The sequence below is a fragment of the Allobosea sp. FBZP-16 genome, assembly GCF_002831785.1.
In the GTDB taxonomy this organism is placed as follows: Bacteria; Pseudomonadota; Alphaproteobacteria; order Rhizobiales; family Beijerinckiaceae; genus Allobosea; species Allobosea lupini.
This window is the reverse complement of the sequence record NZ_LNCQ01000023.1, coordinates 249,567-274,280: the sequence shown is the minus strand read 5'-3', so window position 1 is coordinate 274,280 and position 24,714 is coordinate 249,567. Positions and strand designations below refer to the sequence as shown.

Sequence of the window (24,714 nt, the reverse complement as noted above, 5' to 3'; positions counted from 1 at the left end):
AGGCTCTCGGCATAGGCCTGCTCGAACAGGTCGCGCTGGGCGTGGCTGCCGCCGACGGTAAGCAAGCCGTCACGGGCGGCACCGAGCAGGCGGGCCGCCTCGCGGTAGTCGCGCTCGTGGAAGGCGATCAGCCCGAAGGCGGCGAGCGCGCCGTTGCGGGCCGCGTCGCGCCGCTCATCGCTGGGATGGGCCTGCGCATCCGCAATCAGGCCACGGGCGATCGCATCGGCCTCCGCGGCATGGCCGGCGCCGAGCAGCGACAGGGCGTAGTGCAGATCGGCGAAGACGAGGCAGCCATCATGGACGCGGCCTTCCGCCCTGGCGGCGAGCTCGTCCCAACGGGAGCCGACATCGACGCCGGCGAATTCGAGCCGCGCCAGCAGCGAGGCGCCATTGGCGATGTCGCGATAATCGTCGGTCGACTCGGCCCGGATCTCCTCGTCATAGAGCCGCAGCACCTCGCCGGTCTCGCCACGCTCGAGCCGGAACAGGGCGAGATGCCAGACAATGTGGAAGCGCAGATTGTTGGCGTGGGCGATGTCGCGGCCGTCGCTAAGCCAGGCGATGCCTTCATCGGCCCGGCCGGTCATCTCCAGCACATGGGCGACGGCGTGGCGACCCCAGGCGTCGCGCGGGCTCAAGGCGACGGCGCGACGCCCGGCCCGCTCGGCCTCGGCATAGAAGCCGCGCTCCTCGAGCGCGAAGGCATGGCAGCCATGGACATAGCCGGCGAGCGGATGGCTCTCGCCGAAGCCGGGCGCGACGCGGCGCAGGGTCGAGAGCATCTCGACCTGGTCGCCGAGCATGAAGCGGATGCCGTGCGAAAGCTTGAGAGCCAGCACGTCGAAGGGATGAGCCAGGAGGATCGCCTCCAGCCGTTCCGCCGCCCGGCGCGGGGCGCCGTCGAGCCAGAGCGCCAGCGTCTCGACCACCATCGCCTCGCGCCGCGTGACCGGCCGCAAGCGCGCTGCCGCGCGCGCCTTCGCCAGGCAATCGCGGGCCGGAGCGGCCAATTCGGCCCGCGCCAGCGAGAGCAGCATCAGCCCCTTGGCGGCATGGGCCAGGACGAAGTCGGGATCGGCGGCCAGCGTGCGGGCGAGATGATCGGGCGTGGCGGCGGCATGGGCGAGCAGCGCTTCGAGCGTATCGTTCCAGGCGAGGCGCGCGGCATCGTTCGCGACGGTGATGCGCTCGCCCGAGAGATCGTGATGCAAGGCGTAGGACATGGGCTGCTCCATTGCCGCGCCGCAAAGGGCGCTCTTCAGGGAGTTCGCAGCGGCTCGATCAAGCAGCATTCAACTCGCTTCACGGACCCGTGTTGTCGGCGGGACCGCCGCGGCCGATTCCTGCTGCCGCTCCGCCGCGGGCTTCGGCCTCGGCCCGGACCAGGGCGCGCTCTTGAACCAGCCGACGACGACAGCGACGGCGAGGATCAGCGCGAAGCCGGCGAGGTTGAGCAGCGCCACCACCGGCTCGCTGCGCCCGGCCATGTCGGCGACGGTGCCCAGCAGCCGCGCCAGCACCACGCTGGCGAGGAAAGCTGCGAGCGATTGCCGACCGATCAGGATGAGGAGATGGCCGGCGCCGCGATCGAGCCGATCCCGCCAGGGCTCGATCAGGCTCAGAACGAGATAGGCGAACGCCAGGAAATGCAGCACCCGCAGGATGTGCAGGTCGGTCTTCTCGTTGGCGGGGATGATGAGATCGTGGGCCGTCTGCGCCAGTGGCCAGTGCTCGAGGATGCCCCAGAACGACAGCGGCACCGAGACGAGGGCGAACAGCGCAGCCGCTATCATGAGGCGCCGGTCACGGAGCCGCGGCACCGGCAGCCAGTTCATGCCGATGAAGAAGCCGATGAAGAAGATCAGCTGCCAGGCGAAGGGGTTGAGAAACCAGCCGGCCCCGTTCCAGGGGTTGCCGGACAGGTTGAGCCCCCAACTCCACACCGCGGCGTAGAGCCCGATCGCGATCAGGAAAGGCACTGCGGCGTGCAGGCGGCGGCCCAGCATCATCACGGGCACCAGCGCCAGGATGACGAGATACATCGGCAGGATGTCGAGATAATCCGGCTGCCAGGTGAGAGTGGCAATGCCGAGCAGGGCGCGTTCCGGGTTGGCGAGAAGCGGCGCGAACTGCTGCGCGAGGACGGATAGGCCGAAGCTCCGGTCGAGCAGAGCGGCAAGCGCTATCAGCGCCAGAACAAGGCCGATCTGCGCCCAGTAGACCTGCCAGATCCGGTAGGCGATGCGGGCCGTGCCCAGCCAAAGGCCGCGCCGGGTGAAGACGCCGCCGAAGGCGAGCGCGCTTGCGAGGCCCGAGCAGAACACGAAGAGCTCCGCCCCCGAGGAGAAGCCGAAACGCGCCGGAATCCAGGCATTCCAGCTGTTCGCCGGCAGATGCGCGACGAAGATGATCAGCATGGTCAGGCCGCGGAAGAAATCGAGCCGCTCGTCGCGGGGCCGCTTCGTCGGCGTGGCGGGGAGCACCGTCATCAGAACGCCCCGTCATAGCTGCCGGCCTCGATGCGGCAGGCCAGCAGCGTGAAGCCCTTGCGGCGGAAGGCGGCTTCAGCCTCATGCGCAAGGGTCTCGCGATCATCGATGATCACGCCGTAGCCGCCCATCGCCCGGGCGACGGCGGCGAAATCGGTCTCGCCGATATCGACGCCGGCGCGTGGCAGACCAAGCTGGCGCTGCTTCAGCGCGATCAGCCCGAGGGCCTGATCGACGAGCACGACGACGATCACCGGCAGTTGCAGGTCTCGCAAGGTCGCCAGCTCGCCGAGCACCATCTCGAGCCCGGCGTCACCGACGAAGCATAGGGTCGGCCGGCCGGAGCCCAGCGCCGCGCCCGTGGCGAGCGGCAGGGCACAGCCCATGGTGCAAAGCCCGCTCGATTGCAGAAGGGTTCGCGGCCCGTCGCAGCGCCAGATCTGGCTGAACAGGATGCGATGGGCGCCGGAATCGGCGGTCGCGACGGTGCCGGCCGGAGCGACCTCGCGCAGGGTTTCGAAGACGGTGTGCGGACCCCATTCGCCGGGAGCGGCAAAGGCGGCATGGAAGGCTTCGCGGATCGCGGCTGGCTCGCCCCGCGGCCAGGTCGCCTTTTGCGGAAGCTCGTCCGCAAGCCGCGTCAGGATCATGCCGACGGCCCCCTCCAGCATGAGGCTCGACTCGTGCATGCCGTGCTGAAGCGGCTCGGCGACGATGTCGATGACCGGCTTGCCGGCCGGCCAGGGACTGCGCCAGCCCTGGCGCATCTCGATCGGATCGTAGCCGGCGAGCACGATCAGGTCGGCCGCCTCGATCAGCGGTCGCACGATCGCATCGGCCTTCGGCGAGAGACCGACGGCGCCGATCACGCGGGGATCAGCCTCCGGCACCAGCCCCTTGGCCTTGTAGGTGGTGAGCAGCGGCGCGCCGGTCGCGGCCAGGAAGCGATCGAGCGCGACTGCGCCGTCCTGGTCGACGAGGTCGAGCCCGGCGATGACCAGAGGCCGCTTTGCCGCGGCGATCAGCGCCTGCGCCGGCCGCAGATCGGCGGGGACCAATGGGGCGGCGAGCGTGATCGCGGGCGCTGTGCGCCAGGCAGTGCGGGCCTCGGCGACGGAGATCGGCAGGTCGATATGAACCGGCCCCGGCCGGCCGCGCCTGGCGATGGCGACGGCCTTGGCGACCACGAGATCCTCGGTGCCGGGAGCGGCGCGGAAGCTCGCCTTGACCAATGGACGCAGCACGGCCTGATGATCGAAGACCTGGTGCGTGTAGCTTTCGGCCAGGGCCTGATCGACGCAGCCGGTCACGAAGATCAGCGGCACCCGATCCTGCTGCGCATTGGCGACGACGTTGACCGCATTGGCGACGCCGGGGCCGAGCGTCGCGACCAGCACCGGCAGCGCGCCGGTCGCATGCCAGAGCCCTTCGGCCATGAAGCCGGCGGCATTCTCGTGCCGGGCGAGTTCGAACCGGATGCCGGCGCGCCCGAGCGCATCGACCAGCGCCAGCACCTCGCCGCCGGGGATACCGAAGGCATGGGTGGCGCCGGCAGCAGCCAATTGAGCGGCCAGGAGATCGGCGCCCGTGACGGGTTGCCCGAGGCCGGTGCCCGCCGGCTTCGCCGCTATCCGTTCATGGCGCATCGTCTCTCTCCGCTTTGCCGCCGCGGCGGTCATGCGAGAAAGATCGCGCGGAAGGCCGGTTTGGTTACAGGATCACGGAGACGTGAGCTTGATGGCGGAATCTGGCGGCTCGGCCGGCATCGCCAGCCGCCAGGCGCGCTCGACCCAGGCCGGATCGGCCTCATGGCCGCCGGCATGCAGGCATAGCTCCAACCTGGCCTTGCCATCGCAGCCGCGCGCGATGCGGCAGGCGAGCCCCTCGCTCTCGGACGCGGCGCGAGCGGTTTCGGCCAAGGCCGCGGTGCAGCCGCCCGGTGCTATGATCGCGAAGCTCTTGAAGACATCGCCCTGCCGCGCTCCGGAGCGCAGCGCGCGGCCGGCGAGCGGCACCGTCGCATCGCTCGTACCGTGGACGTGGATCAGCGGCGGGCGCGGACCATCGCAGCGTTCCGGCAAGGGCTCCCAGAAGGCACCGGCGATCGGCGCAAAGGCGGCAAAGCGCGCCGGCATCCGGCAGGCGAGATACCAGACCATCGAGCCGCCCTGCGAGAACCCACTCGCGAGGATACGGCGGGAATCGACCGGAAAGCGCGCCGCGACATCGTCCAGCACCTGGCCCACGAAGGCGAACTCGTCGCGGTTGCGGGCGGGCGAGCCGGGATAGGACCAGGTGCGGCCGGCCCCATCGGGCGCGATCAGGGCGACGCCGAGGCGCCGGGCGACCGCTAGCAGGCCGGGATCGGCGATCGCCTCCTCGGCCGAGCCCTGATAGCCGTGGAAATACATGATCGCCCCGACCCTCCGCTCGCTGGCTGCCGGCGGCGGCAGCACGATGCGATAGCTGCCGGTCGCCAAGATACAGCCTGTCGGCGTCGGACAGGCCTCGCCGGATTGCGGCAGGCCGGGCTCCCCGGCGGCGGGCGCCGCGATGACGAAGCAGGCCAGTGCGCCTGCGAGCCATCGCGTCTTGCCCATCTGCGTCCCTCCGTGAACAAGGGCCGGCATGCCCTCGCGCGAGCGTAACGGACCAGCGCAAGCGCTTCATCGGCCGCTCGCAGGCTTGTGAGCCCGTCCCCGCTATGCGACGGACAGGCAGTTTGTCCCCGTGCGAGAAACGCAAGACGTGTCGCTGCAAGAGCTCGAAACCCAGCTCCGGCCGATCTTCCTAGCGGCCCTTGCCGGCGATGCCGCGGCCTATCGCCTATTCCTCGATACGATCAGCGTGCGACTGCGCGGCTATCTCAGGCAGATGCTGGCGCGCGCCGGCCGCAGCGAGGCGAGCGAGGCCGAGGACGTGCTGCAGGAAACGCTGCTGGCGCTGCATCTGTCGCGCCACACTTACGATGCCACGAGCCCGGTCACCGCCTGGGCGCACGCGATCGCGCGCTACAAGCTCGTCGATCATCTGCGCCGCTCCGGTCGTCATGTCGCCAACCTGCCGCTCGACGACGAGGCCTATCAGCTCGCCGGGCCGGCCGATGATGCGGCGTCAGAGGCGAGGCTCGATCTGGAGCGCGCCATGGCGGCCCTGCCGGGGCGCACGCGCGCCCTGATCGACAAGGTCAAGCTCCAGGGGGCGAGCGTGGCCGAAGCCGCCCGCGCCGCAGGCATGACCGAGACGGCGGCCAAGGTCGCGATCCATCGCGGCCTGCAGGCCATGGCCAGGTTCCTCTCCCGGCGCGGGGATCGGCCGGGATGAACGAGGCCGTGTGTAACCTTTCGACGATCCCGAGCGAATTTCCTGCCGAACGGACCAGAGAACCATGCAGACCGATGAGCTGATCGCTGTGATGACCGCGGGCCACCGCCCGGTGGACACCGGCTGGCTGCGTCGGGCTACCTGGCTCGCCGCGCTTGCCGCTCTGGTGCTGACAGTGGCGCTGCTCGGTTTCACTATCGGCGTCCGGCGCAATCTCGCGGGCGTGATCGTCACCACGCCGGTCATCGCCAAGGTTCTGTTCGGCGCCAGCATCGCCGTCATCGCGCTCACCTTGTTTCAGCGCAGCCTCAGGCCCGGGCTGAAGCCGAAGCGCCTGCTGCCGCTGGTGGCGATCCCGGTCGCACTGGTCGCAGCCTGGGCCGTACTGACGCTGGCGCTCGCGCCGGTCGAGCAGTGGCAGGCGCTCATCTTCGGGCGCTACTGGCGCAGCTGCCTGTTCAACGTGCCGCTCTACGCGCTCGTCCCGCTCGTCGCGCTGTTCTGGCTGGCCCGGCGCGGTGCACCGGTCGATACGACCTTGACCGGGCTTTGCGCCGGCCTGGCCGCGGCCGGACTCTCCGTCGTGGCCTATGCGCTGCATTGCCCGGACGACACGGCGCCGTTCCTGGCGACCTGGTACACGATCGCGATCGCGGCGGTCACCGTGATCGGCGCGCTGATCTTCCCGCGGCTCCTGCGCTGGTAGCCAGCCGCGCCAAAGGCCGCTCAGCCGGACGAGCGGCCTTTGACCATCCTGCTAAGAGGCCGCGGATTCAGCTCGAGAGAATTGAGCGAGTGGTGCGCAAGAGGGAGGCGCAGAATCGTTATAAATAACTGAGTTTATTTTCTTATTTGATCCTTATTTCTATTAAAGGCCAACAATAAGGCCAACATTCCGCACGGCTGAAGGCGGTCTTCGCTCGCCTTGAGCAAAAAGTGATAGAGGCCGCGCCTCTCCGGAGCGCGACGCTACGTCGCAGCCAGATAGGGCGGTAGCTTTATCGGCACTTAGGAAGCGCGACGCTGCCAAATCTCTGCCGCCGCCTTCACGATCTGATCGTCCGACATTCCGTCAATGTTGCGAGCCCCGCCGGCGCACAGCCCAGCGAAGATTTCGGCCTGACGACGGTGGGGCACCTCACCGTAATGGGTGAAGGTCGTGTCGAGTTTCTCGTGACCGAGATTCTGGCTCCAGGCCTTGTGCTGCTCCAGCGTGGCGCAGACTTCGTGCTGGTAGGCCGCCAGCGTCTTCCGGAACGAATGCGGGTTGTAATAGGGCAAGCCGACCGCGGCGAAGGCCTGGCGGAAAATGCGCCGGATCGGCTCGGCCGAAGCCCAGCCCTGACGGCTGAGGCCAGCCGGGCGGAAGCTGCCATCAGCCCCGATGCCTACCTCGGTCGCTGGGAACAGCGGATCGTCCGGCCCGAACAGGAGCACGTCCCGCAGATGAGCGATCCAGTCGGCAACGATTGCTGCGAGATCGCCGCCGACTGGGAAGAACCAGGTCGTATAGGTCTTGCTGAACTTGGTCCGCACGCCGTCGCGCGGCTCATGCGCGACTGTCCTCGCGGCGAGGTCGACATGCTTCAGGCGGAAGCTGGCGATGGCGTTGTCGCGTGCGCCGCTCACAATGGCGAAGGCGACCAGCGCCCGGTCGCGCTTCTGGATATCGGTCTCGGTCGGCATCTCGCCGACGACATGCAGGACCATGGCGATACTCGGTGCCTGACGCTCGCGCTTGGCCGTGGCGATCCGGGCGTCCTTGGTAGCAGGATTGAAATACTCCACATCGCCATAGGTCAGGCGACGATAGCCCTGCCGGCCGACAAGCCAGTGAAAGAATGCCTTAACCGCCATCAGTCGGGCATGGATCGTCGCCGTTGCCAGCGGGTCCTTGGTCTCGGGGTGGCGCAGTTCGGAAAGCTGGCGCTTGAAAGCGCGCGCCTGCTCGATATGGAACAAGGCAAAGTCCTTGTGCCCGGTCGAGGCTTCGAAGGCGGCGATGGCGGCCATTGCCTGATCCTGCGTCGCCCTCGACCGACCCCGCGCTTCAGAGAGATAGATCAAGTAGTCGCGCTTGATGCGTTCGTTTTTCGGGTTGCGCTTTCGCATCGGAGTTCCTTTCGCCGCGAATGCGACATTCAGACAGGGCACGCTTCACTCACCTATGCGTGCGGGAGCCTGTCTGATCGCCACATCCAGCGCCGCGCGAAGCTCAGCCAGCCGCGCCAGCGATACCCGCTTGCGCATAGGACCGACACATTCGCAGCACAGGGCCTGAAGGTTACCGGTTCGGCCTGAACCGATATGGAGGTCGGCCATTCCGCCTGCCGGCTCGCGCGGCTGGCGACAGGTAAAGCAGTAGCACTCGGTCAGGCGGCACTTGTGTTTCGGCGTTTTGCGGGCCGCATGGAAAGCGATCACATCCGCGCCGAGGACCAGATGCGGCTTCTTCTCCGCCATGACCGGCAGCCCAGCCTTGATCCAGCGCTCCACAGTGCCCCGGCACTTGCGCAGAGCGAAGGCGAGTTCGGCGATGGTATAGGATCGGTGCTTGCTGACGCCGCGCAGCACCGCGCCGCGACGGGACATTGCTCAGCGCCCTTTCGGCAGGGTCGCAGCGGCGGCGAGACTGTCGATATAGCGCTGCAGCTCGCTCGCGCGGACGAAAGTGCGGCGACCGTTGCGGATGACGATGAGCCGGCCGGCGGTTACCTCGGCATAACCCTTGGTGCGGGCCATGCCGGCCATGGCAAAGGCGTCGGTGACAGGGATCAGGCGGTCGATGTCAAACATGGTGTTGCTCCATTGGCATCCGCATGGGCACTGGCGGACGTGAGTGGAGCGATGCGACAGACCAGCTATTGCCGGAACCATTTGACGAAGAACGACGCCATTTGACGAAGAATGACGCGATTTGGCGACGATCTAGCGGAGTGCACGCAATGCGCGCTCAATCGTCTTGTCCGAAAATGTGCGGCCAAGGCTATGGGTTCGCGCCCAATCGTTGATCTTCTCGTTCCGAGATTTATTCGTCATTCCGACAGGAACACCGTCCGGCCAGAGATACTTAAGGGCCCGGCGCACTGCTCGCTCACCAGCGGTCCCATGCCCGTCGTCAATGGCAACTTCAGCGGAGCGCTTCACCGACTTGTTTGGCGCCAGTGCCGCAATGTCGGTCGAATTAATGGTCACGTTCTCAAACGTCGTTTCATGAGGCCAGCCAGGTTCCGACCGGCCCAGCTCCAGAGCGCTGCGCGGTAGGTCGAACCACAGGCCCTGTTCCCCAAGGATATAAGACAGCGGCGTGGAACCACCGTCGACATCAAAAATGACTGGCAAGGCCCGAAACCATCGCGCCTCCAGCAGCTCCGGCGCCCTTCCCTTTTTCGAGCCGAAAGCACCGAGCGAACCAACCGCTATTCTGTCTAGCAAGCTGGCGGCGGTCGTCTTCAGCCTCTCCACCATAGCCTTTTCAAGGCAATCGTTAGGCGGCTCTTCTCCGCCCCACGCGAGCCACGCCGCTGCGGCCGGTATCGCCATTGGACCGGGAGAGACTGTCATTCGCTCGGTCGCATCAGAAATGAACCTCCGCATGATGTCGGAGGCCCAAGGCATAGCTACGGGCGCATAATCTCGGTGCAGGCTCGCGATATCGGGATACTCGTTCGCCAACCATCTAAGGAAGCCAAGCCGTTCAACGGTGACGCTTTCCCAGTGATGCCGGCGACGCGCGCCATCCGCGACGTCGCTGATTGTCGGATTATGGACCGGGATGGGTCCGAAAACTCTCATCTCGACGAAGTAGCTCGACGGAATGTCCCGTATGTCCGTCGCGTCGCCGCCGCAGGGAACGCCACGAAATTTCACGCGCTCTTCAAGACCTGCCCGGGTAAGAGCTATGTTGAACCGATCGATGACCGGATCGTCATAGTTGCTCGTGCCCTGCGGTTGGTGCGCCAGCAGCGCCCCTTTCCGTCGCCACTCGCCATCATCGCCGCTGGGCACCACAAGCTCGCTCAACGCCGTATTGGAGGGATGCAGCGCCCATCCGTCCTGCACAAAGCTCAAAACGACTTCCAGCGGAAGCCATGCCGCAAGCGGCAAAGAAGCGAAGCGGAGCCAATTCTCCGCCTGTGGCTCGCCTTGCTGCTGCGGCGCGTCGTCCGCGCTCGGCGGCCACTCCCGCATGACGTCATCTCGGCTGACGGTCACTTCGTCCCATCTCGGCCCGTGAGAGCCCTCCCGCAGATACTCCGGTGCTTCGCGGCTGTCTTGAACGGGCAGAAGATCTTGCCATAGGAAAGGAGGGATAGGCTTGCGCGAGCCGTCCTGGCGACCGGATGCCGTCAGCCGCTGTTCCTGAAGCGCGCGCCACAATGCACGCTTCGCCTCCCGCGCGGTCATCGCTCTGGCACTGTGGACTGACTGCTCAGTGTCGACGCTGTCTCCTATAAGCAATCGGTCGATCGCGGCCGGCCTCAAATTCCTGATCTGCCAGCTCGCATTGATGATGTATCCGTTCAACCGCCCGTCCTTCGGCAGTCCAACATTCGAGTTGCAATGCCAAACTTCGTGAGCCGTCCTGTAATCTGACTTTTGTCGGGCAACCTGTTTCCAATCAAGGGACATTATCCAAGCCATCGCCATGGGCAGAGACCAGTACGCGTCATCGCGGGGATCGAATTCTGCGATGTCAGGTATATTTGCCAGGGGCGCGCAACCGAGCTCAGCCGCCAGCCGTTCGGCAACTTCCGCATCCAGCAAGCCCAATGAGGCTGCGTGCAAGAGTGCATTCTTGATCGTTATAGGCGCGCTAGATTGAAGCCCATGAAGTTGATCGGAAGCTATTTCCGTTTGCCATTTCTCATATAGGTCGCTGCGATGAGATATCGCTGTTACGATTTTGGCCAGTGCGGCCGAAACATCCATTCCACCCGCAGTCAAAGGCCTCTCCTAGTCAGGAAAACAGCTACATTCTATCATGCCAAGCTGCAGCCGCAGGGATACCTATTCTCAACCGCTTACGGACATTGGCCGCCGGCCGTCGCAACACCCGTTCCTGGCGCAACGCGAAAGGAACACCCAACGATATCGATTGGAAACAGGCGCCCGCAAGTTCGCTCCGGCACGGCCCTTAAGCTAAATTCGCGACCGCAGCGTTTCACAGTTGGAGTGCTGTCTTCGTCATATGATCCGTCACAACGCTGATAAAGGCCCGCAGTCGCTGAAGGCGCCGGATGTCCCGATGATAGCCCATCCAGATGTCTCGTGAGGGTGGTTCTGCCGGCAGATCAAGTTTGCGAAGACCCGCTATCTGGCTTCCGACCACCTGTGGCAGGACTGCGATGCCGATGCCCTGGCGGCTCATCCGCCCCTGTACGTTGCGGTTGTTCGATCGGAGGAGCGGCTTCGCGTTCGGAAAGCTCTCTATGAGCCAGGCAATATCAGGGAATCGGCCGGTCGACGTGTCGTGGGTGATCAGCCGGAAGCCGGCGCCATCGCCATAGACCGGCTCGGGTGAGCCTGCCGCGACATAGACGCCATAGGGTAGACGGACCAGTCGTCGCTGCACGACGTCCGGACTGTCGAACGGGACGATCCGAAAAGCGATGTCAGCCTCGCGCTGCGCGAGGCTGAACAGGCGGGTACCAGTGAGAATTTCCAGATCGACCTGGGGATAGGCCTTTGCATAGTCGTCGATGATCGGCGGGAGGACGTAGGCGCCGAACCAGTCGGCCGACGATATGCGCAAGGTGCCGTGGAGGGCTTGCTCCTGTCCGGCGAGCCGCCGCTCGATGGCCAGAGCGCCGTCTTCCATCTGTTCCGCCAAGGCAATCACGGCATTGCCTTCTTCCGTCGGGACAAAACCGTCGGCTGTTCTCTGAAAGAGTGTCTGGCCCGTGGCCTGTTCAAGAGCCCGAAGGCGGCGTCCGACCGTGGGATGGCTCAGATTAAGCGCGCGAGCGGCAGCACCGAGTGTGCCGGTACGAGCTATGGCCAGAAAGATCCTGACATCGCTCCACTCCATCGCTGCACCCACAAAATTGAACAGAGATCGTACGGTACTGTCAGTACTCGAACAAATCCAACCGCCTATCTTCCCCCCATCCCGCTGGAGACGAAAAGCGCGCCGGCCGCTCATGGCGGCGGGTTCACGCCGCGCCCCGACCTAGGCGCTGAAGGAGGACATGATGAAAACCTGGCTGATCACCGGATGCTCGTCGGGCTTGGGCCGGCAGCTTGCTGAGGCCGTAGCCGCGCGAGGCGATCGGCTCGTCGCCACCGCCCGTTCGACGGAAAGCCTAAAATCTTTGGGCGGACGCTATCCCGAGACGGTACGCAGCATTTCGCTGGACGTCACGCGCGCCGGCGACGCCGCAAAGGCCGTGGCTCTGGCCGAAGGCACGTTCGGCGGTCTTGACGTTCTCGTCAACAATGCCGGCTTCGGCTTTATCGGCGCGATCGAAGAGGGTGAGCCCGGCGAATACCGGCCGATGTTTGAGGTGAACCTCTTCGGCCTGATTGAGACGACCCGGGCCGCCCTGCCGGCCCTGCGCAAACGTGCCGGGGCCCGCATCGTCAATCTCTCCTCCGGTGCCGGGATTGCCGGCTCCGCCGGCTTCGGCTTCTACAATGCGAGCAAGTTTGCGGTGGAGGGGCTGTCCGAAGCGCTCGCGCAGGAGCTTCGTCCGCTCGGCGTGCGCGTGCTCATCGTCGAGCCCGGTCCCTTCCGCACCGAATTCCTCGGGCGCTCGATGCTCACGGCGGCGCGGGAGATCGCTGCCTATGCCGAGACCGTGCCAGCGAGACGTCATTACCGCGAGACCAACAACGGCCGGCAAGCCGGCGACCCGGCCAAAGCCGTCGCCGTGATGTTGCGGGCCGTCGATGACGAGCATGCGCCGCTTCATCTCCCGATCGGGCCGCGCGCCCACGCGGTAGCGGAGCAGAAGCTGGAGTCGTTCCGCGCCGACATCACGGCCTGGCGCGACATTTCCATTGCCACTGACTTCGAGGCGGCCTGACCGGCAACGGCAAAGTTCAGGGTTAATGACGGAAACGCACTCATGAGCGCAATGACATCTGAAGCTGCGGCCCTCAATGCCGCGATGGTCCGAGATGAGGACGCCTTGCCCGAGCCACGGCGCTGGACGATGTTCGTGATCCTGCTCGTCGGCGCGTTCCTGCCGCCGCTCGACTTCTTCATTGTCAATGTGGCGCTCCCCTCGATCGGGGCTGAGTTGGGCGCCTCCTCCTCTGCCGAGCAGCTCGTCATCTCGTCCTATGCCGCGCTCTATGCTGTGACGCTGACGACCGGTGGGCGGCTCGGCGATCTGTTCGGTCGCGGCCGTGTGTTCTTTCTCGGCCTGATCGGGTTTGCCGCCGCCTCCACGCTGTGCGGCCTCGCCTGGTCGCCCTGGGTGCTGGTCTCCGGCCGCGCATTGCAGGGCGTAACTGCCGCCATGATTGCGCCCCAGGCGCTCGCTTCGGTGCAGGCGATTTTCCCTGAGAGGGAGAAGTCGCTCGCCCTTGGCATTTATGGTGCGATCTTCGGTTTGGCTGCGGTGGTCGGGCAGGCATTGGGCGGCGTCCTGATCGCGCTGGATTTCATGGGGCTGGGGTGGCGGGCAATCTTCCTGGTCAACTTGCCGATCGCGCTGCTGGTCCTCCTGTTCGGCATTCCTCTGCTGAAAGAGACGCGCGCGCGCGACGCACGCCGGCTGGATCTCGGCGGCACGGTGCTCTCGATGCTGACGCTCGGCGCGCTGCTCGTGCCGCTGATCGAGGGGCGGGAAGCCGGGTGGCCCCTCTGGTCCAGGCTGTCGCTCGTCGGCGTGCCGCTGTTGGCGTGGCTGTTCTGGCGGTATGAGGCCCGGCTGGCACGAGCGGGCGGTGCCCCGTTGCTCGACCCGGTCGCCTTGCGGGCACCGGGACTGGGCCACGCGCTGCTGATCGCGCTGTTGTTCTATTCGATCGGCAGCTTTTTCCAGCTGCTCTCTGTCTATTTGCAGGAGGCGCTGCATATGACTGCGCTGCAGGCGGGCTTCATCTTCCTGCCGTTTGGCGCCGGATTCCTGCTCGGGCCGCTGTCGACGCCTTTTTTTCGACGGTTCTGCGGCGCCTATGTCAATCCAATCGGCATGGGGCTTGAAGTTGCCGGGTTCCTGGGTCTCGCTGGGCTTATCATGGCGACAACGACAGGTACGCATCCGGAACCGATGCCGCTTGCCGCCCTCCTGTTCGTCATCGGTTTTGGGCAGGGGCTGGCGCTGCCGACCCTGATGCGGATGGTAACGGGCCGAGTCGCGCCAGCCCTGTCCGGAATGATCGCCGGCATCGCCAGCTCGACTCTCCAAGTCAGTACGGCTCTCAGCGTCGCCGTGATCGGCGGGATCTTCTTCGAGGTGCTCGGCGCGCGGACAGATCCAGCCGCCATCGCGCAGGCGCTCATTGTCGCCATCCTTTGCATCGCCTTCTGTCTCGCAGGAAGCGTAGCCCTCAGCATCACGCTCGTCCGGCAGGCGCCTCCTTTGCATGACGGGGTGCAGCGGCAGGTTTGAGAACCGTCCACGACGCCTCCTCAGAGCCGCGTGTCGCCAATGATGAAGACTCCATTGGAGCCGAGAATCGCCGCTCCTTCACAACCGCGATGCCGGTCGATCGGGATCATCCATCGCATCAGATCGAAAAAACAGGACGACTTCATGTTTGGAATTTCGCCACTGGGCTGGGTGCATACGCTCGGCAGCCTGCCTGCCATTCCGCTCGCCATCTACATGTTTGCCCGACACGGCCGGATCGTGCCGCGATCTGTGCCAGGAGCCTTCTATTTCGTTTCAATGCTGATTGGCGCGACAACGGTGTTTCTGGTTGCCCGTGAGCCAATAAGCTACGGCATCGGCGCGGCGACGATCCTGTTGCTGGTCGCTGGCTACAGCGTCGGATACGTTTTGCGTTTCGGCCGTGGCGCCACGTACCTTGAAACGATATTTCTGACCCTCACCGCATTCCTTCTCATGGTACCAAGCGTCAGCGAGACGCTTCGCCGCGTTCCGGACGGTCACCCCTTGGTGACCGATCCAAGGTCGCCGCTTCTGCTGGGCGCCTTGGCCGGCCTATTTGTCATGCTCGTCGTCGGACTGACCGCTCAGATCGTCCAATTGCGCAGACAAAGCTGACTAAGGCCAGGCTCCTTGGCGGTAAGCAGCCTCGATCCGAGAGCAATCCCCGTTCGGCTGAAGGCGCTCCACCTCACGCCACGAACTCACCAGTCCAGGCAATAACTCATCAGGATTCGAAGTTAGTTCCTGGGCGATAGACCAACGCACGCAACTGGCGCAGATGAGCCGTGCTATTGCTCGTCCCTGCACACCAATCGTTGTGTCGATCACTGCACCCGGCGTGGTTCGAAAGCGAAGGCACTGAGCCCCAGCCATTGCTGCATGGAGCAAGCCAGGGTCTGATCGCCGTCGATCTCCAACTGGCCGGCGTCCGACTCCTTCTTGATCGTCGTCAGCCCCATCCAGATCGCCGTCATCGTGCGCAGGGAACTCTTGACCAGTAGGTCGAGCTGATGACCGGGGTCGAAATTGCATAGGTCGACGGCACCGTCGGCCACCACCAGCCACCACTTCCTCTGCGACCCTGAAAGTTCGGGGTACAGGAACTGTATCGTGCAGCGATGCGCCGGCAACATCTTGACGTTGAGGCTTCGGTGCATGTCCCACATCAGCAGCGAAGGATCGAGATTCCTGAGCGACAGCCGCGATTCCATCCAGCGTTGCGCCCAGTTGCCGAGGCCCATGATCAACGGTCTCAGTTCCTCGCCGGCCTCGGAAAGGTGATATTCGACCGAGCCCTTCGTCTTGCGGGAGACGGTTAGGACCCCGGCCTGCTGCAGTTCCTTGAGCCGTTTGGAGAGCAATGCGGGCGACATCTTCGGCAGGCCGCGCCGCAGGTCGTTGAATCGGGTGCTGCCGCAGAGCAACTCCCGCACGACCAGTGTCGTCCATCGGCTGCACAATATCTCCGAGGCCATCGAAACCGGGCAGAACTGGCCATAGCCGCCGCGATTGTTCATGGCGAACCCCGTTTTCTTTTGCCGAATGGTACCAGATCGGGGGCACACGGAAAACGCCTGCAGTTCAGTTGCTGAACTGGAAGCCGGGAACCGCAGCGGTGATCCTTCCCGCCTCACAGCAATGGAGGACACCATGTCGACGACCGCTGCTTCGAAAGCCTCGGCTCCGTCATTCGTCGGAGCCACCGCCTCTCCCGCCAGCGTCGTGGAAACGGCGCACCGCCTCGCGCCGAAGCTCGCCGCCCGTGCCGCCGACATCGATCAGAAGGGCCGTTTCGTCGGCGAGAACTATACCTTGCTGAAGGAAGCTGGCCTTGTCGAGGCAGGCGTCCCGCGGGAACTCGGCGGTGGCGGAGCCCAGATTGCCGAGCTCGCCGAGATGCTGCGCGTGCTCGCCCGGGCCTGCGGTTCCACGGCGCTGGCCTTTTCGATGCACACCCATCAGGTCGCCATCCCGGCCTGGCGTTGGCGGCACCAGAAGGTCGCCACCGTGGAGCCGCTGTTGAAACGGGTCGCGGCGGAGAGAATCATCCTGTTGTCGTCCGGCGGCTCGGACTGGATCGGCGGCTCAGGCAAGGCCGAAAAGGAGGGCGACGGCTACCGCATCACCGCCCGGAAGGTGTTCACCTCCGGCGCCGAAGCCGGCGATATCCTGATGACCGGAGCGATCTACGAGGGGGAAGACGGAACCCGGTCGGTCATTCACTTCGGCGCTCCGATGAAATCCTCGGCCGTGCGCATCGAGGAGACCTGGCGCACGCTCGGCATGCGTGGCACCGCGTCAAACGACGTCGTGATCGAGGATCTCTTCATCCCCGCCGCGAATGTCGCGTTTTCGCGCAGGGCCGGCGAATGGCACCCTGTTTTCGAGACGATCGCGACGATCGCTTTCCCGCTGATCTACGCCGTCTACCTCGGAGTTGCTGAGAGCGCCCGCGACATCGCCATCGAGGTCGCGAAGAGGAAGCAGGCATCCGATCCGACGCTGGCCGGCCGCTTAGACACCGAATTGCGGGCCGCCCAGCTCGCGCACCGCTGGATGCTGGATGCCGTGGCGCGCAATACGCCATGCGCCGAGACAGTCAACGAAGTCATGATCGGGCGCACGCTGGTCGCCCGTCATGCAATTGCAGCCGTCGATCTGGCGATGGAGCTGGCAGGCGGGGCTTCGTTTTACCGGGCGACGGGCTTGGAGCGGCGCTTCCGTGACATCCAAGGTGCGCGTTTCCATCCGCTCCAGGCCAGTCCGCAAGCGCGTTATGCTGGTGCAATGGCGCTCGGCTTGCCGACGGGGGCGATTTTCTAACGAGCCGATGCTCCGGTGGAGGCCAGGCCGATCGCAAGCCTCCTTCGCTCCTAATCGCTGGCTCGGACGCGGAGCATGCGCCCAAAGCCGAGTCCCGACGTCTGGACCCAGACCAGCTAGCGTCGGCTTTCCGCAAAGCGCCAAGGTCGGCTTATGGCGCAGGATCGCCTCAAGGGCGGAGGCCCAACAATGCCCTGTCGGTGACCCCGCGGGGCTTCTTTTTCGGATATTCGGGCATCCGTTAGGTTCGAGGAACTTCTTATCAGGGGTTCTGAGTTTGACGTCGATCTGGGGATAACCAGGAGATCTGACGATGAGGAAGATCATTCTTGTTGCTGCCATCGCGATGATGCCGGTCGCAGCGTACGCGCAGAATCCCCAAGGCGCTCAGGGTGGCGCTTCCGCCGGTGCAGCGACAGGTGCAGTTGGCGGTGCAGTTGTCGGAGGCTCGGTCGGAGCAGTCGTGGGCAGAGCTGGGGGTGACCTATGGCTGAGTAGGTAGCAAAGGGCTATCGGTACATGGTGGTCAACAATCAGACCGTGCTTGTTGAGACAAAAACCCACAAGATCATTCAGGTCATCGAGTGAGCGCTGAACGCGCACTCAGCTGACTTATCCGCCCCGTCGGCTCTCGCCGGTGCGGTTTCATGGGCAGCCTTCCACCGAACCCGAAGTCTCGCACCTCGTACGCGGAGACGTCCATGCCGCCACCCGCTGGACGAAAGATCAACTCAAGGCGATGCCGGAGCACATCGATCCGTAGCGCGCTGGTCGCCGATATGTCGAGCTTGTCGCCACAGGTGGGTTTGTCTGCTGCCGCGTGAGCAGCGATTTGCTGCCGCATGCCCAAGTCGTCGGTTCGCTCAGCGGGCCGGGCTGTGTATCACTCTCCTCACTGAACCGCCACGTTGAAGCCAAATGCGAGCAACTGACGGCAGCGGCCGTTTCGATGCACGCGGGGGCAAGGCGGTTGGCTGATACCTAATCGACGAAGTGCACCGGCACGCCCGGCTTGACCAGGTCCGCCAATTCTGTTGCATCCCAATTCGTCAGCCTGACGCAGCCATGCGAATTGGTTTTGCTGACCTTGGAGGGATCAGGCGTGCCGTGGATCCCGAAGGTCGGCTTCGATAGCGCGACCCAAACTGTGCCGACAGGCCCGTTGGGGCCGGGCGGCAGCGCCAACTTCTTGCGATTCTTGCCCTGCTGGAAATTCTTCTCCGGATCATAGGTGTAGTCAGGATTTCGCACGATGCGTTGGACGGTGTAATCGCCGCTGGGCGATGGATTGTCATCGCTGCCGATCGTCGCGGGATAGCTCGCCAGTATGCGCTCGTCAGTTCCATAGACGATGACCATGCCGGTTCGCTTCCTCGCCTCGACGCGAACAGCCGTCCCCTTCTGCACCTCGCGGCTGGCTAAGGTAACCTGAAGCTCGCTGCCAGCCTTGGCCATTCGAATCTTTGGATTCAGCGCGACGAGCAGCGGCTCGCTCATATGGAAACGCTCTGCGAGCATCTCCCTGGCAGAGGTGTATGACAGCCGCTTCATTTTTGCTTGACGGGCGTAGTCGTGCGGAATGCGACGGGCGAACCGATAGTGTGCATCTGCCCTCGTTACCCCGTATGTCACGATCAGGTCGTTGATCGTGTCGCCGCCCAGCTTTGCCCAGGTCACGTCATCAATCGTATCGCCTTCGCCGAGGTTCTCCTGGCGCCTAAACTGCGCGACGGCCTTACGGAAGTTCTCGCCGTCGAGACCGTCGATGACGCCTGGCGAAATGCTGCGGCGTCCCAACAGGATCTGTGCCTTAACGATGAACGGGTTCAACCCTTCTCGGTCGACCATCGCGCGCTGCGTTAGCATGGCGCCGTTGATCTCTTCTGGCGTAATGGCCCCAGCGGGCGCGAGGCCCAACATAACCAACGCACCAACTTGCGAGAATGTCCGCTTCATCAAGAGCTCCGCAGCAGCCTACGAAAGCTATACGGAGCACCGTCCGCAAGGTTCCGATACAGCCCTCAGCCGAGAGCAGGGACTGTCTCGTTGGTCTAGTTGCGACGGAACTATTCCGCGCGGAGTTTGCTTCGACACCGCGAGAAAGGTTCGCTTCGTGCCGTGTTGGAAAGGATACACCTATCCGACACAGGAGAGTTCGCATCAGCGCCCTCAGAGGCAAGAAAAATCCCGCTCCCTAAGGAGCGGGGAAGCAGTTTGATCGTCAATGCGTGCCGCGCACGGGCCGGCTGATTATTCGATGATCTGAACGACCCGGCCCGTATTCGGATCGACCAGCACCGTGCGGTTGTTGACGACGGTGTAGCGATAGCCGCTGGCGCCGTATTCTGCGGGCACGTCCCGGTAGACCACGCCTTGCTGCGGCAGGACGGTGCCGACCGTCATCGGCTCCGCATAGGTGTAGGACGGGACGCGCTGCTCGACCACATACGCTCGGAAGCGCGTCGAATCGTCGATCATTACGCCACCAGCGGGGTCCCGCTTGAGAGGAGCCGCCACGCTGCCTGTGCCGAGCGCTGGATCGCGGGTTGAGCCGCCGGTCGGATCGCGGACGACGACCCCAGAAGTCTGCGCGAACACCGTTGCAGGGAGCAGGACCAGTCCGGCGGCGAAAAGAGCATTCTTGAGCATGTGATGTTCCTTCATCGCGGTGAAGCCGAAGTTCAAACTTCGCTATCCTCGTCCGATGAACGGCTCGTTTGCTCCTGGGTTCCGATGGCGCCTCGTTACAATCATCCAGTGCGCACTTAGGTAGGCTGAGGACATGAAAGCGAAGGGGTCGAAGGCGCACGCAAAGCGATGAACTGATCAATCGGGTCAGTGCTGCGCCCGCGGGGCTTCTCTGCGCCTGCCGTAGCTGCGGAATGTCCGGTACCGGACGACGGCTGCCTCTCTGCGGATCACAAGGATCAAAGAACGTTGCGGCGAGTTCAAGGTGCGGCGCTCGGCTCTCTCTAGGCGCCACGCCCCTCGTCGACATGGCATGCTGCCCAGCCGCTTCGTCGCCGAGGGGCGTTCCGCCCCCCCGCACCACTCCTTGTTGTTGCTTGCCGGTGCCCTGTGGGCCATCAATCCTCTGTCTGATGGTCTTTGCATGGGGAAAGGATATGCCGTTCTCATCACTCACGGACCCGACAGAACTGGCCCGGGCCTCAGCAGCTCTAGACGAGGCTTGGAACGAAATTCGGTCGACCCTGGCCGACCCATGTGACGAGCGAGAGCGGACGCGCCTTGCCTATATCGTGGCAAGCTTCGCTCCGGATGAGCAGGATGCGGACGAGTTGGCCCACCGCGCACTCGAACGGTTCCGGAACTCAGCATATACCTGACGACGACGCTCCGAGGGAGTGCAATGGCCAGGCATCCGTTCTCGTGGCCCGGAACTTTTTAGAGGGCTTCTAAGTTACGCCCCTCATCTGGGGGGATAACCAGGAGATCTGACGGATGAGGAAGATCATTCTCGCTGCTGCCATCGCGATGGCGCCAATGGCAGCGTTCGCCCAGAATCCCCAGGGTGCGCAGGGTGGTGCGGCCGCTGGTGCGGCAACCGGCGCTGTCGGCGGCGCAATCGTCGGCGGACCCGTTGGCGCTGTTGTCGGCGGTGTTGGCGGCGCCGTGGTCGGCGGCATCGTCGGAGACAACACGCCGCGCTTCAAGACCTACGTGACCGAACAGCGCGTTCCCTCCTACACCTACAAGGAAGAGGTCCACGTCGGAGCGGTTCTGCCCGAGCGCGGCGTGACCTACCGCGAAGTGCCAGCCGAGTATGGCGTCAAGGGGTACCGGTATACGGTCGTCAACAATCGTACCGTGCTGGTCGAGCCCGGGACGCGTAGAATTGTTCAGGTGATCGAGTAGCGGGCCCAGGCCCCTGCGAGCACGCGCGTCCGTCCCGTTGCTTGATCACTCAGAAGTTGTATCAGCACTGGCCCGCGCCTCGCTGCATTACCCATCTAATGGCCGACGCATTGCTGCGTCGGCCGCTTCTTCTAAGGGCGATGGCATTGCACGTACCTTCTCGCCGCAGAGTTCTCGCATGGGCCTCGAGCGCTTGCGTACTGGCAGGCAGATCCGTGCAGGCTCAGGCGCCTGCAGGGCCGCTGAAGGGGGTGCGGGCCGTCGTCGACGCAACTCTGCCCGACGGTCAGTCAGCCGAATTACGCATGTTCCTTCGCGCAAGGAATCGGACTTTGAGTGAGACTTGGACGGCGACCTGGTCGGTTCCGCCCGGCGATTCCACACGGCCACAGCCGCCTCGGATCGAACCGTCGCGCAATTGACGGGCTGTCCATTCATGTTTTCACGCTCATGACAATTCGACGGCACCCTCTGATCCTTGCAGTCCTCTCGGCGGTTGTCGGAGCCGTTTGCTGCCTAGTCATAAGCAACCTCCTGCCCGAACCTCAGGAACTCAGGGGACCGATCCCCCACAATCTGGCTGCCTCGGATCGTCAACTCAAAACATCGATGGGCGCCCTTTTTGGGTCGAACTATATTTCCGGGAACAAGGTTCAGACACTCGTCAACGGCAACCGGATTTTTCCTGCGATGCTGAGTGCCATCCGGGAGGCACGGCAGACCATCAATTTCGAGACCTACATCTATTGGCGCGGCGCGATTGCCGATGAATTCGCGGAGGCGCTTTCCGCGAAGGCTCGAGAGGGCCTCAGCGTGAAGGTGCTACTCGACTGGGTCGGCAGCCTTCCGATGGACGAGAAGTTGATTGAGCGCATGCGGCACGCCGGCGTCGAGATCGTCCGGTTCCGCCCAATCGCTTGGTACTCCCTGGACCGGATTAACAACCGCACGCACCGCAAATTGCTGGTGGTCGACGGGCGCGTGGCATTCACTGGCGGTGTCGGCATCGCCGACGAATGGAACGGCGACGCGCGTTCGCCGAATGAATGGCGCGACAACCACTATCGCGTCGAAGGGCCAGCAGCGGCCGAATTCCAGGCGGCATTCGCCGAACACTGGATCGAGGCGACCGGCGAGCTACTACTAGGCGACCGCTTTTTCCCGGAGATTGTCCCGGAAGGTGGCCATGCTGCGCAGGTCGTCGTCAGCTCGACCCATCAGCGCAACGTCATGCACCTGATGCTCATGACAGCGCTCGCCTCCGCGCAAAAGAGCATCCGGTTCGCAACACCCTATTTCGTGCCGGACGAGCTCACACGCCGGCATTTGCTCGAGGCTCGGAAACGGGGTGTGGACATCCAGATCCTTGTCCCCGGTCCCCAGACCGATGCTCGCATCGTGAGAAGCGCATCCCGCCATTTGTGGGGCGAATTGCTCCAGGCCGGAATCGCGATCAGCGAGTATCAGCCCACCTTTTTCCACTGCAAGCTTGTGATCGTGGATGACATCTGGACGTCGGTTGGGTCGACTAATATCGACGATCGTGCCTTGAGGCTTAACGACGAGGCGAACATCAATCTGTTTGATCCGGAATTCGCCCGTACTCAGACTAATTTATTCGACCAGGATGCTGCCGTTTCCCGGCCATACACCTATTCAGATTGGCAGAACCGCTCGGTGAGCAAGAAAATATCGGATTGGCTCGCCAGCCTGAGCCGGTCGCAGATCTGACAGGTAGGGATTTGGACTTCCGCGCCAACGGTTGGGACAACCGGGTGAAGAACAACGACAGGCGCAGATTCGAAATCGGATCGGAAATTACCGCGCATTGCGCACTGACAATGAAATGCGGCTCCGAGAAACCCGGAGCCGCAAGAGCGTCAGGCAGCCTTGGACTGCGCCTGCTTGTTGACCTTGCTCGCGCCGAGATTGGACAGCGTCTGATCGGTCTTGAGCTCTTCGGTCAGGGTCTGATCGAGAAGTTTCGCGGCGTTGGCGTAGCCGAGCTGCTTTGCCCAAGCCTTGAGCGTGCCGTAGCGCGAAATCTCGTAGTGCTCGACGGCCTGGGCGGCGGCAAGAAGACCGGCATCGAGGGCGGGGCTTCCCTCGAACTCCTCGATGATCGATTTGCCTTCCTCGATGATGCCGAGGATCGCATCGCAGGTCTTGCCCCGCGGCGCCTTGCCGATTTCCTCGAACACCTCGCCTAGGCGTTCGACATGGGTTTCGGTCTCCTCGCGATGTTTCTCGAACGCCTGCTTGAGCTCGGCGGATTTCGCCGCCTTGGCCATTTTCGGCAGCGTCTTCAGGATCTGTTTCTCGGCGTAATAGATGTCCTTGAGCGTATCGAGAAAGAGATCATCAAGGGTTTTGGGTTCGTTGGCCATCGGGGGCTCCTCCAATTGTTGGGTATCTCCCTAACGATTCCGTTCCCGCTCAGTTCCGGGGTGTGAGGATTGCGAGCGGCGCCGAAGAGTATCCAGTGAACCATTCCCAGGCCCAGTCGTTGGCAGTCCAAAGCCGGTCTGCTTCATGGGCTCCAACATCATGAAATTTTTGCGTGATAACGGTCTGACCATCACCCTCGTGTTCGTCACCATTCTTTGTATTGCCGGGATGATTGCGTCCGGTCTTCGCGTCGAAAATGACATGCTCGCAAAGCACGGGCAGCCGCCACTCGGCGTGCTGGCCTACATCGTTTCCGGAGCTTTCCTCTCAGCGCTGTTCGAGAACTGGGAGAGCGAATTCTTGCAGATGTCGGCCTACGTGATGTTGACGGCCGTGCTGTTTCAAAGAGGCTCGGCGGAATCGAGAGACCCTGATGACCCCGGCCGCGAGGGCGATGCGCTAGCCGAAGCCTGGCACGAGAAAAGCCCCTTCCGCACCTGGCTGTATGCGCACTCGCTGGGTCTCGCATTGGCGGCGCTGTTCGTTCTGAGCTTCGTGCTGCATTGGCTAGCGAGTACTGCGGCGTCGAACAAGGAAGCGCTGCTGCACAACGCAGAAATCAAGTCGGCACTGGCCTACCTGACCGATGCGCAATTCTGGTTCGAGTCCTTCCAGAACTGGCAGTCGGAATTTTTGTCGACCGCGGTACTGGTTGTGCTGTCGATCTTCTTGCGCTTCAGGGGCTCGCCGGAATCAAAGCCTGTGAGCGCGCGGAACAGCGATACTGGGGCCTAAGGGGCGAAGCGCCTGGCCATCGCGTGGTCCCGACATGGAACGGCAGACCAGCCAGGCGGTTGCAGCATGAGGGGGTGATGCAACGGGACCAGTTCCCCTGCTATGCCAGGAGCCAATCATGGTCATTCAAAACCACACCGAGTACGCGGCGGCGGCCGAGCGCGCCAACGCGCTGAGCGACGCGCCGGAAGGCTCCGAGGCGGCGCGCGAGCTGGCTGCTCTCATAGATGCCTTGCGCAAATGGGATGAGGATCATGCTGGCGAGAATGCGCATGGGCCGGAAACCAACCCCGAGCCATTAAGCAATGTCAGCCGAGACGATCTGCCTGTGTCCGGCCTGCCCGGCAATCTCGGAAAGTTGAAAGCGGACTAGCGCCCGTCGACTGACCTAGTGCTAGCTGTCGACTTCCTGCGGCCGGCCGGCCGCCAGGGGGAGGTGGATTTCAAGA

24 protein-coding genes are annotated in these 24,714 nt (G+C 63.9%); 11 read left to right on the top strand and 13 right to left on the bottom strand.

Features of this window, described 5'->3' with window-relative positions; genetic code table 11:
- From CXY91_RS30160 to CXY91_RS11090, 4 genes are all read right to left on the bottom strand, one after another.
- A partial coding sequence (locus tag CXY91_RS30160; protein ID WP_199777407.1) for a tetratricopeptide repeat protein occupies window positions 1-1,226 on the bottom strand: 1,226 nt, incomplete at its 3' end.
- A 69-nt stretch (window positions 1,227-1,295) separates the two neighbouring features.
- Window positions 1,296-2,492, bottom strand: a complete 1,197-nt coding sequence (locus CXY91_RS11100; RefSeq protein WP_100961286.1) for an OpgC family protein — start codon at window positions 2,490-2,492, stop codon at window positions 1,296-1,298.
- On the bottom strand, window positions 2,492-4,138 hold the full coding sequence (locus CXY91_RS11095) for a thiamine pyrophosphate-binding protein (RefSeq protein ID WP_100961284.1): 1,647 nt from the start codon (window positions 4,136-4,138) through the stop codon (window positions 2,492-2,494). The genes CXY91_RS11100 and CXY91_RS11095 overlap by 1 nt, the downstream gene beginning before the upstream one ends.
- A 72-nt stretch (window positions 4,139-4,210) precedes the next feature.
- Window positions 4,211-5,092, bottom strand: a complete 882-nt coding sequence (locus tag CXY91_RS11090; RefSeq protein WP_158673368.1) for a CE1 family esterase — start codon at window positions 5,090-5,092, stop codon at window positions 4,211-4,213.
- 148 nt (window positions 5,093-5,240) lie between these two features.
- Between CXY91_RS11090 and CXY91_RS11085 the strand changes: the two genes are divergently transcribed.
- Together CXY91_RS11085 and CXY91_RS11080 are read left to right on the top strand one after the other, a co-directional pair.
- Window positions 5,241-5,816, top strand: coding sequence for a sigma-70 family RNA polymerase sigma factor (locus CXY91_RS11085; protein WP_349236588.1), 576 nt, complete (start codon window positions 5,241-5,243; stop codon window positions 5,814-5,816).
- A gap of 64 nt (window positions 5,817-5,880) precedes the next feature.
- Entirely contained in the window at window positions 5,881-6,522 is a 642-nt protein-coding gene (locus tag CXY91_RS11080; protein ID WP_100961280.1) for an NrsF family protein, read from the top strand.
- A 302-nt stretch (window positions 6,523-6,824) separates the two neighbouring features.
- Here CXY91_RS11080 and CXY91_RS11075 read toward each other — a convergent pair whose 3' ends face one another.
- From CXY91_RS11075 to CXY91_RS11055, 5 genes are all read right to left on the bottom strand, one after another.
- Complete coding sequence (locus tag CXY91_RS11075; RefSeq protein ID WP_199777406.1) at window positions 6,825-7,829, bottom strand: site-specific integrase; 1,005 nt, start codon at window positions 7,827-7,829, stop codon at window positions 6,825-6,827.
- Between the two features lie 144 nt (window positions 7,830-7,973).
- On the bottom strand, window positions 7,974-8,408 hold the full coding sequence (locus CXY91_RS11070) for a DNA-binding protein (protein WP_100961275.1): 435 nt from the start codon (window positions 8,406-8,408) through the stop codon (window positions 7,974-7,976).
- A gap of 3 nt (window positions 8,409-8,411) precedes the next feature.
- On the bottom strand, window positions 8,412-8,612 hold the full coding sequence (locus tag CXY91_RS11065; RefSeq protein ID WP_100961273.1) for a hypothetical protein: 201 nt from the start codon (window positions 8,610-8,612) through the stop codon (window positions 8,412-8,414).
- A gap of 132 nt (window positions 8,613-8,744) precedes the next feature.
- Window positions 8,745-10,763 (bottom strand): hypothetical protein, encoded by a 2,019-nt coding sequence (locus CXY91_RS11060; protein ID WP_158673367.1) that lies wholly within the window; start codon window positions 10,761-10,763, stop codon window positions 8,745-8,747.
- 217 nt (window positions 10,764-10,980) lie between these two features.
- Window positions 10,981-11,847: a LysR family transcriptional regulator gene (locus CXY91_RS11055; RefSeq protein ID WP_100961269.1), complete on the bottom strand. Its 867-nt coding sequence runs from the start codon at window positions 11,845-11,847 to the stop codon at window positions 10,981-10,983.
- Window positions 11,848-12,010: 163 nt separating this feature from the next.
- Between CXY91_RS11055 and CXY91_RS11050 the strand changes: the two genes are divergently transcribed.
- The 3 genes from CXY91_RS11050 to CXY91_RS11040 all read left to right on the top strand — a co-directional run bounded on the left by CXY91_RS11050 (window position 12,011) and on the right by CXY91_RS11040 (window position 14,998).
- Complete coding sequence (locus CXY91_RS11050; RefSeq protein ID WP_100961267.1) at window positions 12,011-12,844, top strand: oxidoreductase; 834 nt, start codon at window positions 12,011-12,013, stop codon at window positions 12,842-12,844.
- 42 nt (window positions 12,845-12,886) lie between these two features.
- Window positions 12,887-14,380: an MFS transporter gene (locus CXY91_RS11045; RefSeq protein ID WP_349236587.1), complete on the top strand. Its 1,494-nt coding sequence runs from the start codon at window positions 12,887-12,889 to the stop codon at window positions 14,378-14,380.
- A 144-nt stretch (window positions 14,381-14,524) separates the two neighbouring features.
- Window positions 14,525-14,998, top strand: coding sequence for a hypothetical protein (locus CXY91_RS11040; RefSeq protein WP_100961265.1), 474 nt, complete (start codon window positions 14,525-14,527; stop codon window positions 14,996-14,998).
- A gap of 209 nt (window positions 14,999-15,207) precedes the next feature.
- Here the strand turns inward: CXY91_RS11040 and CXY91_RS11035 are convergent, their stop codons facing one another.
- Window positions 15,208-15,900, bottom strand: coding sequence for a winged helix-turn-helix transcriptional regulator (locus CXY91_RS11035; RefSeq protein ID WP_100961263.1), 693 nt, complete (start codon window positions 15,898-15,900; stop codon window positions 15,208-15,210).
- Window positions 15,901-16,033: 133 nt separating this feature from the next.
- Here CXY91_RS11035 and CXY91_RS11030 point away from each other — a divergent pair, with 133 nt between their 5' ends.
- A complete protein-coding gene (locus CXY91_RS11030) occupies window positions 16,034-17,206 on the top strand; it encodes an acyl-CoA dehydrogenase family protein (protein WP_100961898.1) in 1,173 nt (390 codons plus the stop codon).
- A gap of 519 nt (window positions 17,207-17,725) precedes the next feature.
- Window positions 17,726-17,794, top strand: a complete 69-nt coding sequence (locus tag CXY91_RS30880) for a hypothetical protein (RefSeq protein ID WP_248307469.1) — start codon at window positions 17,726-17,728, stop codon at window positions 17,792-17,794.
- A 393-nt stretch (window positions 17,795-18,187) separates the two neighbouring features.
- Here CXY91_RS30880 and CXY91_RS11020 read toward each other — a convergent pair whose 3' ends face one another.
- Window positions 18,188-19,162, bottom strand: a complete 975-nt coding sequence (locus tag CXY91_RS11020; protein WP_100961261.1) for a L,D-transpeptidase family protein — start codon at window positions 19,160-19,162, stop codon at window positions 18,188-18,190.
- A 294-nt stretch (window positions 19,163-19,456) separates the two neighbouring features.
- Window positions 19,457-19,891 carry a DUF1236 domain-containing protein gene (locus CXY91_RS11015; RefSeq protein WP_248307436.1) on the bottom strand — a complete coding sequence of 145 codons (435 nt, stop codon included), beginning with the start codon at window positions 19,889-19,891 and terminating at the stop codon, window positions 19,457-19,459.
- 777 nt (window positions 19,892-20,668) lie between these two features.
- Between CXY91_RS11015 and CXY91_RS11010 the strand changes: the two genes are divergently transcribed.
- Window positions 20,669-21,082, top strand: a complete 414-nt coding sequence (locus CXY91_RS11010) for a DUF1236 domain-containing protein (RefSeq protein ID WP_100961259.1) — start codon at window positions 20,669-20,671, stop codon at window positions 21,080-21,082.
- Window positions 21,083-21,691: 609 nt separating this feature from the next.
- Window positions 21,692-22,813 carry a phospholipase D-like domain-containing protein gene (locus tag CXY91_RS11005; protein ID WP_158673366.1) on the top strand — a complete coding sequence of 374 codons (1,122 nt, stop codon included), beginning with the start codon at window positions 21,692-21,694 and terminating at the stop codon, window positions 22,811-22,813.
- Window positions 22,814-22,962: 149 nt separating this feature from the next.
- Here the strand turns inward: CXY91_RS11005 and CXY91_RS11000 are convergent, their stop codons facing one another.
- Entirely contained in the window at window positions 22,963-23,469 is a 507-nt protein-coding gene (locus tag CXY91_RS11000; protein WP_100961255.1) for a YciE/YciF ferroxidase family protein, read from the bottom strand.
- Between the two features lie 160 nt (window positions 23,470-23,629).
- On the opposite strand from CXY91_RS11000, the gene CXY91_RS10995 reads away from it, so the two are divergent.
- Window positions 23,630-24,265, top strand: coding sequence for a DUF6766 family protein (locus CXY91_RS10995; protein WP_100961896.1), 636 nt, complete (start codon window positions 23,630-23,632; stop codon window positions 24,263-24,265).
- 118 nt (window positions 24,266-24,383) lie between these two features.
- A complete protein-coding gene (locus CXY91_RS10990) occupies window positions 24,384-24,638 on the top strand; it encodes a hypothetical protein (protein ID WP_100961253.1) in 255 nt (84 codons plus the stop codon).
- The last annotated feature ends 76 nt before the right edge of the window (window positions 24,639-24,714 follow it).

Bases quoted from the DNA above. Each gene is read 5' to 3' on its own strand.
- CXY91_RS11065 (WP_100961273.1), bottom strand. From the start codon at position 8,612: ATGTTTGACATCGACCGCCTGATCCCTGTCACCGACGCCTTTGCCATG.
- CXY91_RS11080 (WP_100961280.1), top strand. From the start codon at position 5,881: ATGCAGACCGATGAGCTGATCGCTGTGATGACCGCGGGCCACCGCCCG.
- CXY91_RS11005 (WP_158673366.1), top strand. From the start codon at position 21,692: ATGGGCGCCCTTTTTGGGTCGAACTATATTTCCGGGAACAAGGTTCAG.
- CXY91_RS11030 (WP_100961898.1), top strand. From the start codon at position 16,034: ATGTCGACGACCGCTGCTTCGAAAGCCTCGGCTCCGTCATTCGTCGGA.
- CXY91_RS10990 (WP_100961253.1), top strand. From the start codon at position 24,384: ATGGTCATTCAAAACCACACCGAGTACGCGGCGGCGGCCGAGCGCGCC.
- CXY91_RS11100 (WP_100961286.1), bottom strand. From the start codon at position 2,492: ATGACGGTGCTCCCCGCCACGCCGACGAAGCGGCCCCGCGACGAGCGG.
- CXY91_RS11055 (WP_100961269.1), bottom strand. From the start codon at position 11,847: ATGGAGTGGAGCGATGTCAGGATCTTTCTGGCCATAGCTCGTACCGGC.
- CXY91_RS11095 (WP_100961284.1), bottom strand. From the start codon at position 4,138: ATGCGCCATGAACGGATAGCGGCGAAGCCGGCGGGCACCGGCCTCGGG.
- CXY91_RS11090 (WP_158673368.1), bottom strand. From the start codon at position 5,092: ATGGGCAAGACGCGATGGCTCGCAGGCGCACTGGCCTGCTTCGTCATC.
- CXY91_RS11020 (WP_100961261.1), bottom strand. From the start codon at position 19,162: ATGAAGCGGACATTCTCGCAAGTTGGTGCGTTGGTTATGTTGGGCCTC.
- CXY91_RS10995 (WP_100961896.1), top strand. From the start codon at position 23,630: ATGAAATTTTTGCGTGATAACGGTCTGACCATCACCCTCGTGTTCGTC.
- CXY91_RS11045 (WP_349236587.1), top strand. From the start codon at position 12,887: ATGAGCGCAATGACATCTGAAGCTGCGGCCCTCAATGCCGCGATGGTC.
- CXY91_RS11010 (WP_100961259.1), top strand. From the start codon at position 20,669: ATGAGGAAGATCATTCTCGCTGCTGCCATCGCGATGGCGCCAATGGCA.
- CXY91_RS11000 (WP_100961255.1), bottom strand. From the start codon at position 23,469: ATGGCCAACGAACCCAAAACCCTTGATGATCTCTTTCTCGATACGCTC.
- CXY91_RS11035 (WP_100961263.1), bottom strand. From the start codon at position 15,900: ATGAACAATCGCGGCGGCTATGGCCAGTTCTGCCCGGTTTCGATGGCC.
- CXY91_RS11050 (WP_100961267.1), top strand. From the start codon at position 12,011: ATGAAAACCTGGCTGATCACCGGATGCTCGTCGGGCTTGGGCCGGCAG.
- CXY91_RS11070 (WP_100961275.1), bottom strand. From the start codon at position 8,408: ATGTCCCGTCGCGGCGCGGTGCTGCGCGGCGTCAGCAAGCACCGATCC.
- CXY91_RS11075 (WP_199777406.1), bottom strand. From the start codon at position 7,829: ATGGCCGCCATCGCCGCCTTCGAAGCCTCGACCGGGCACAAGGACTTT.
- CXY91_RS11040 (WP_100961265.1), top strand. From the start codon at position 14,525: ATGTTTGGAATTTCGCCACTGGGCTGGGTGCATACGCTCGGCAGCCTG.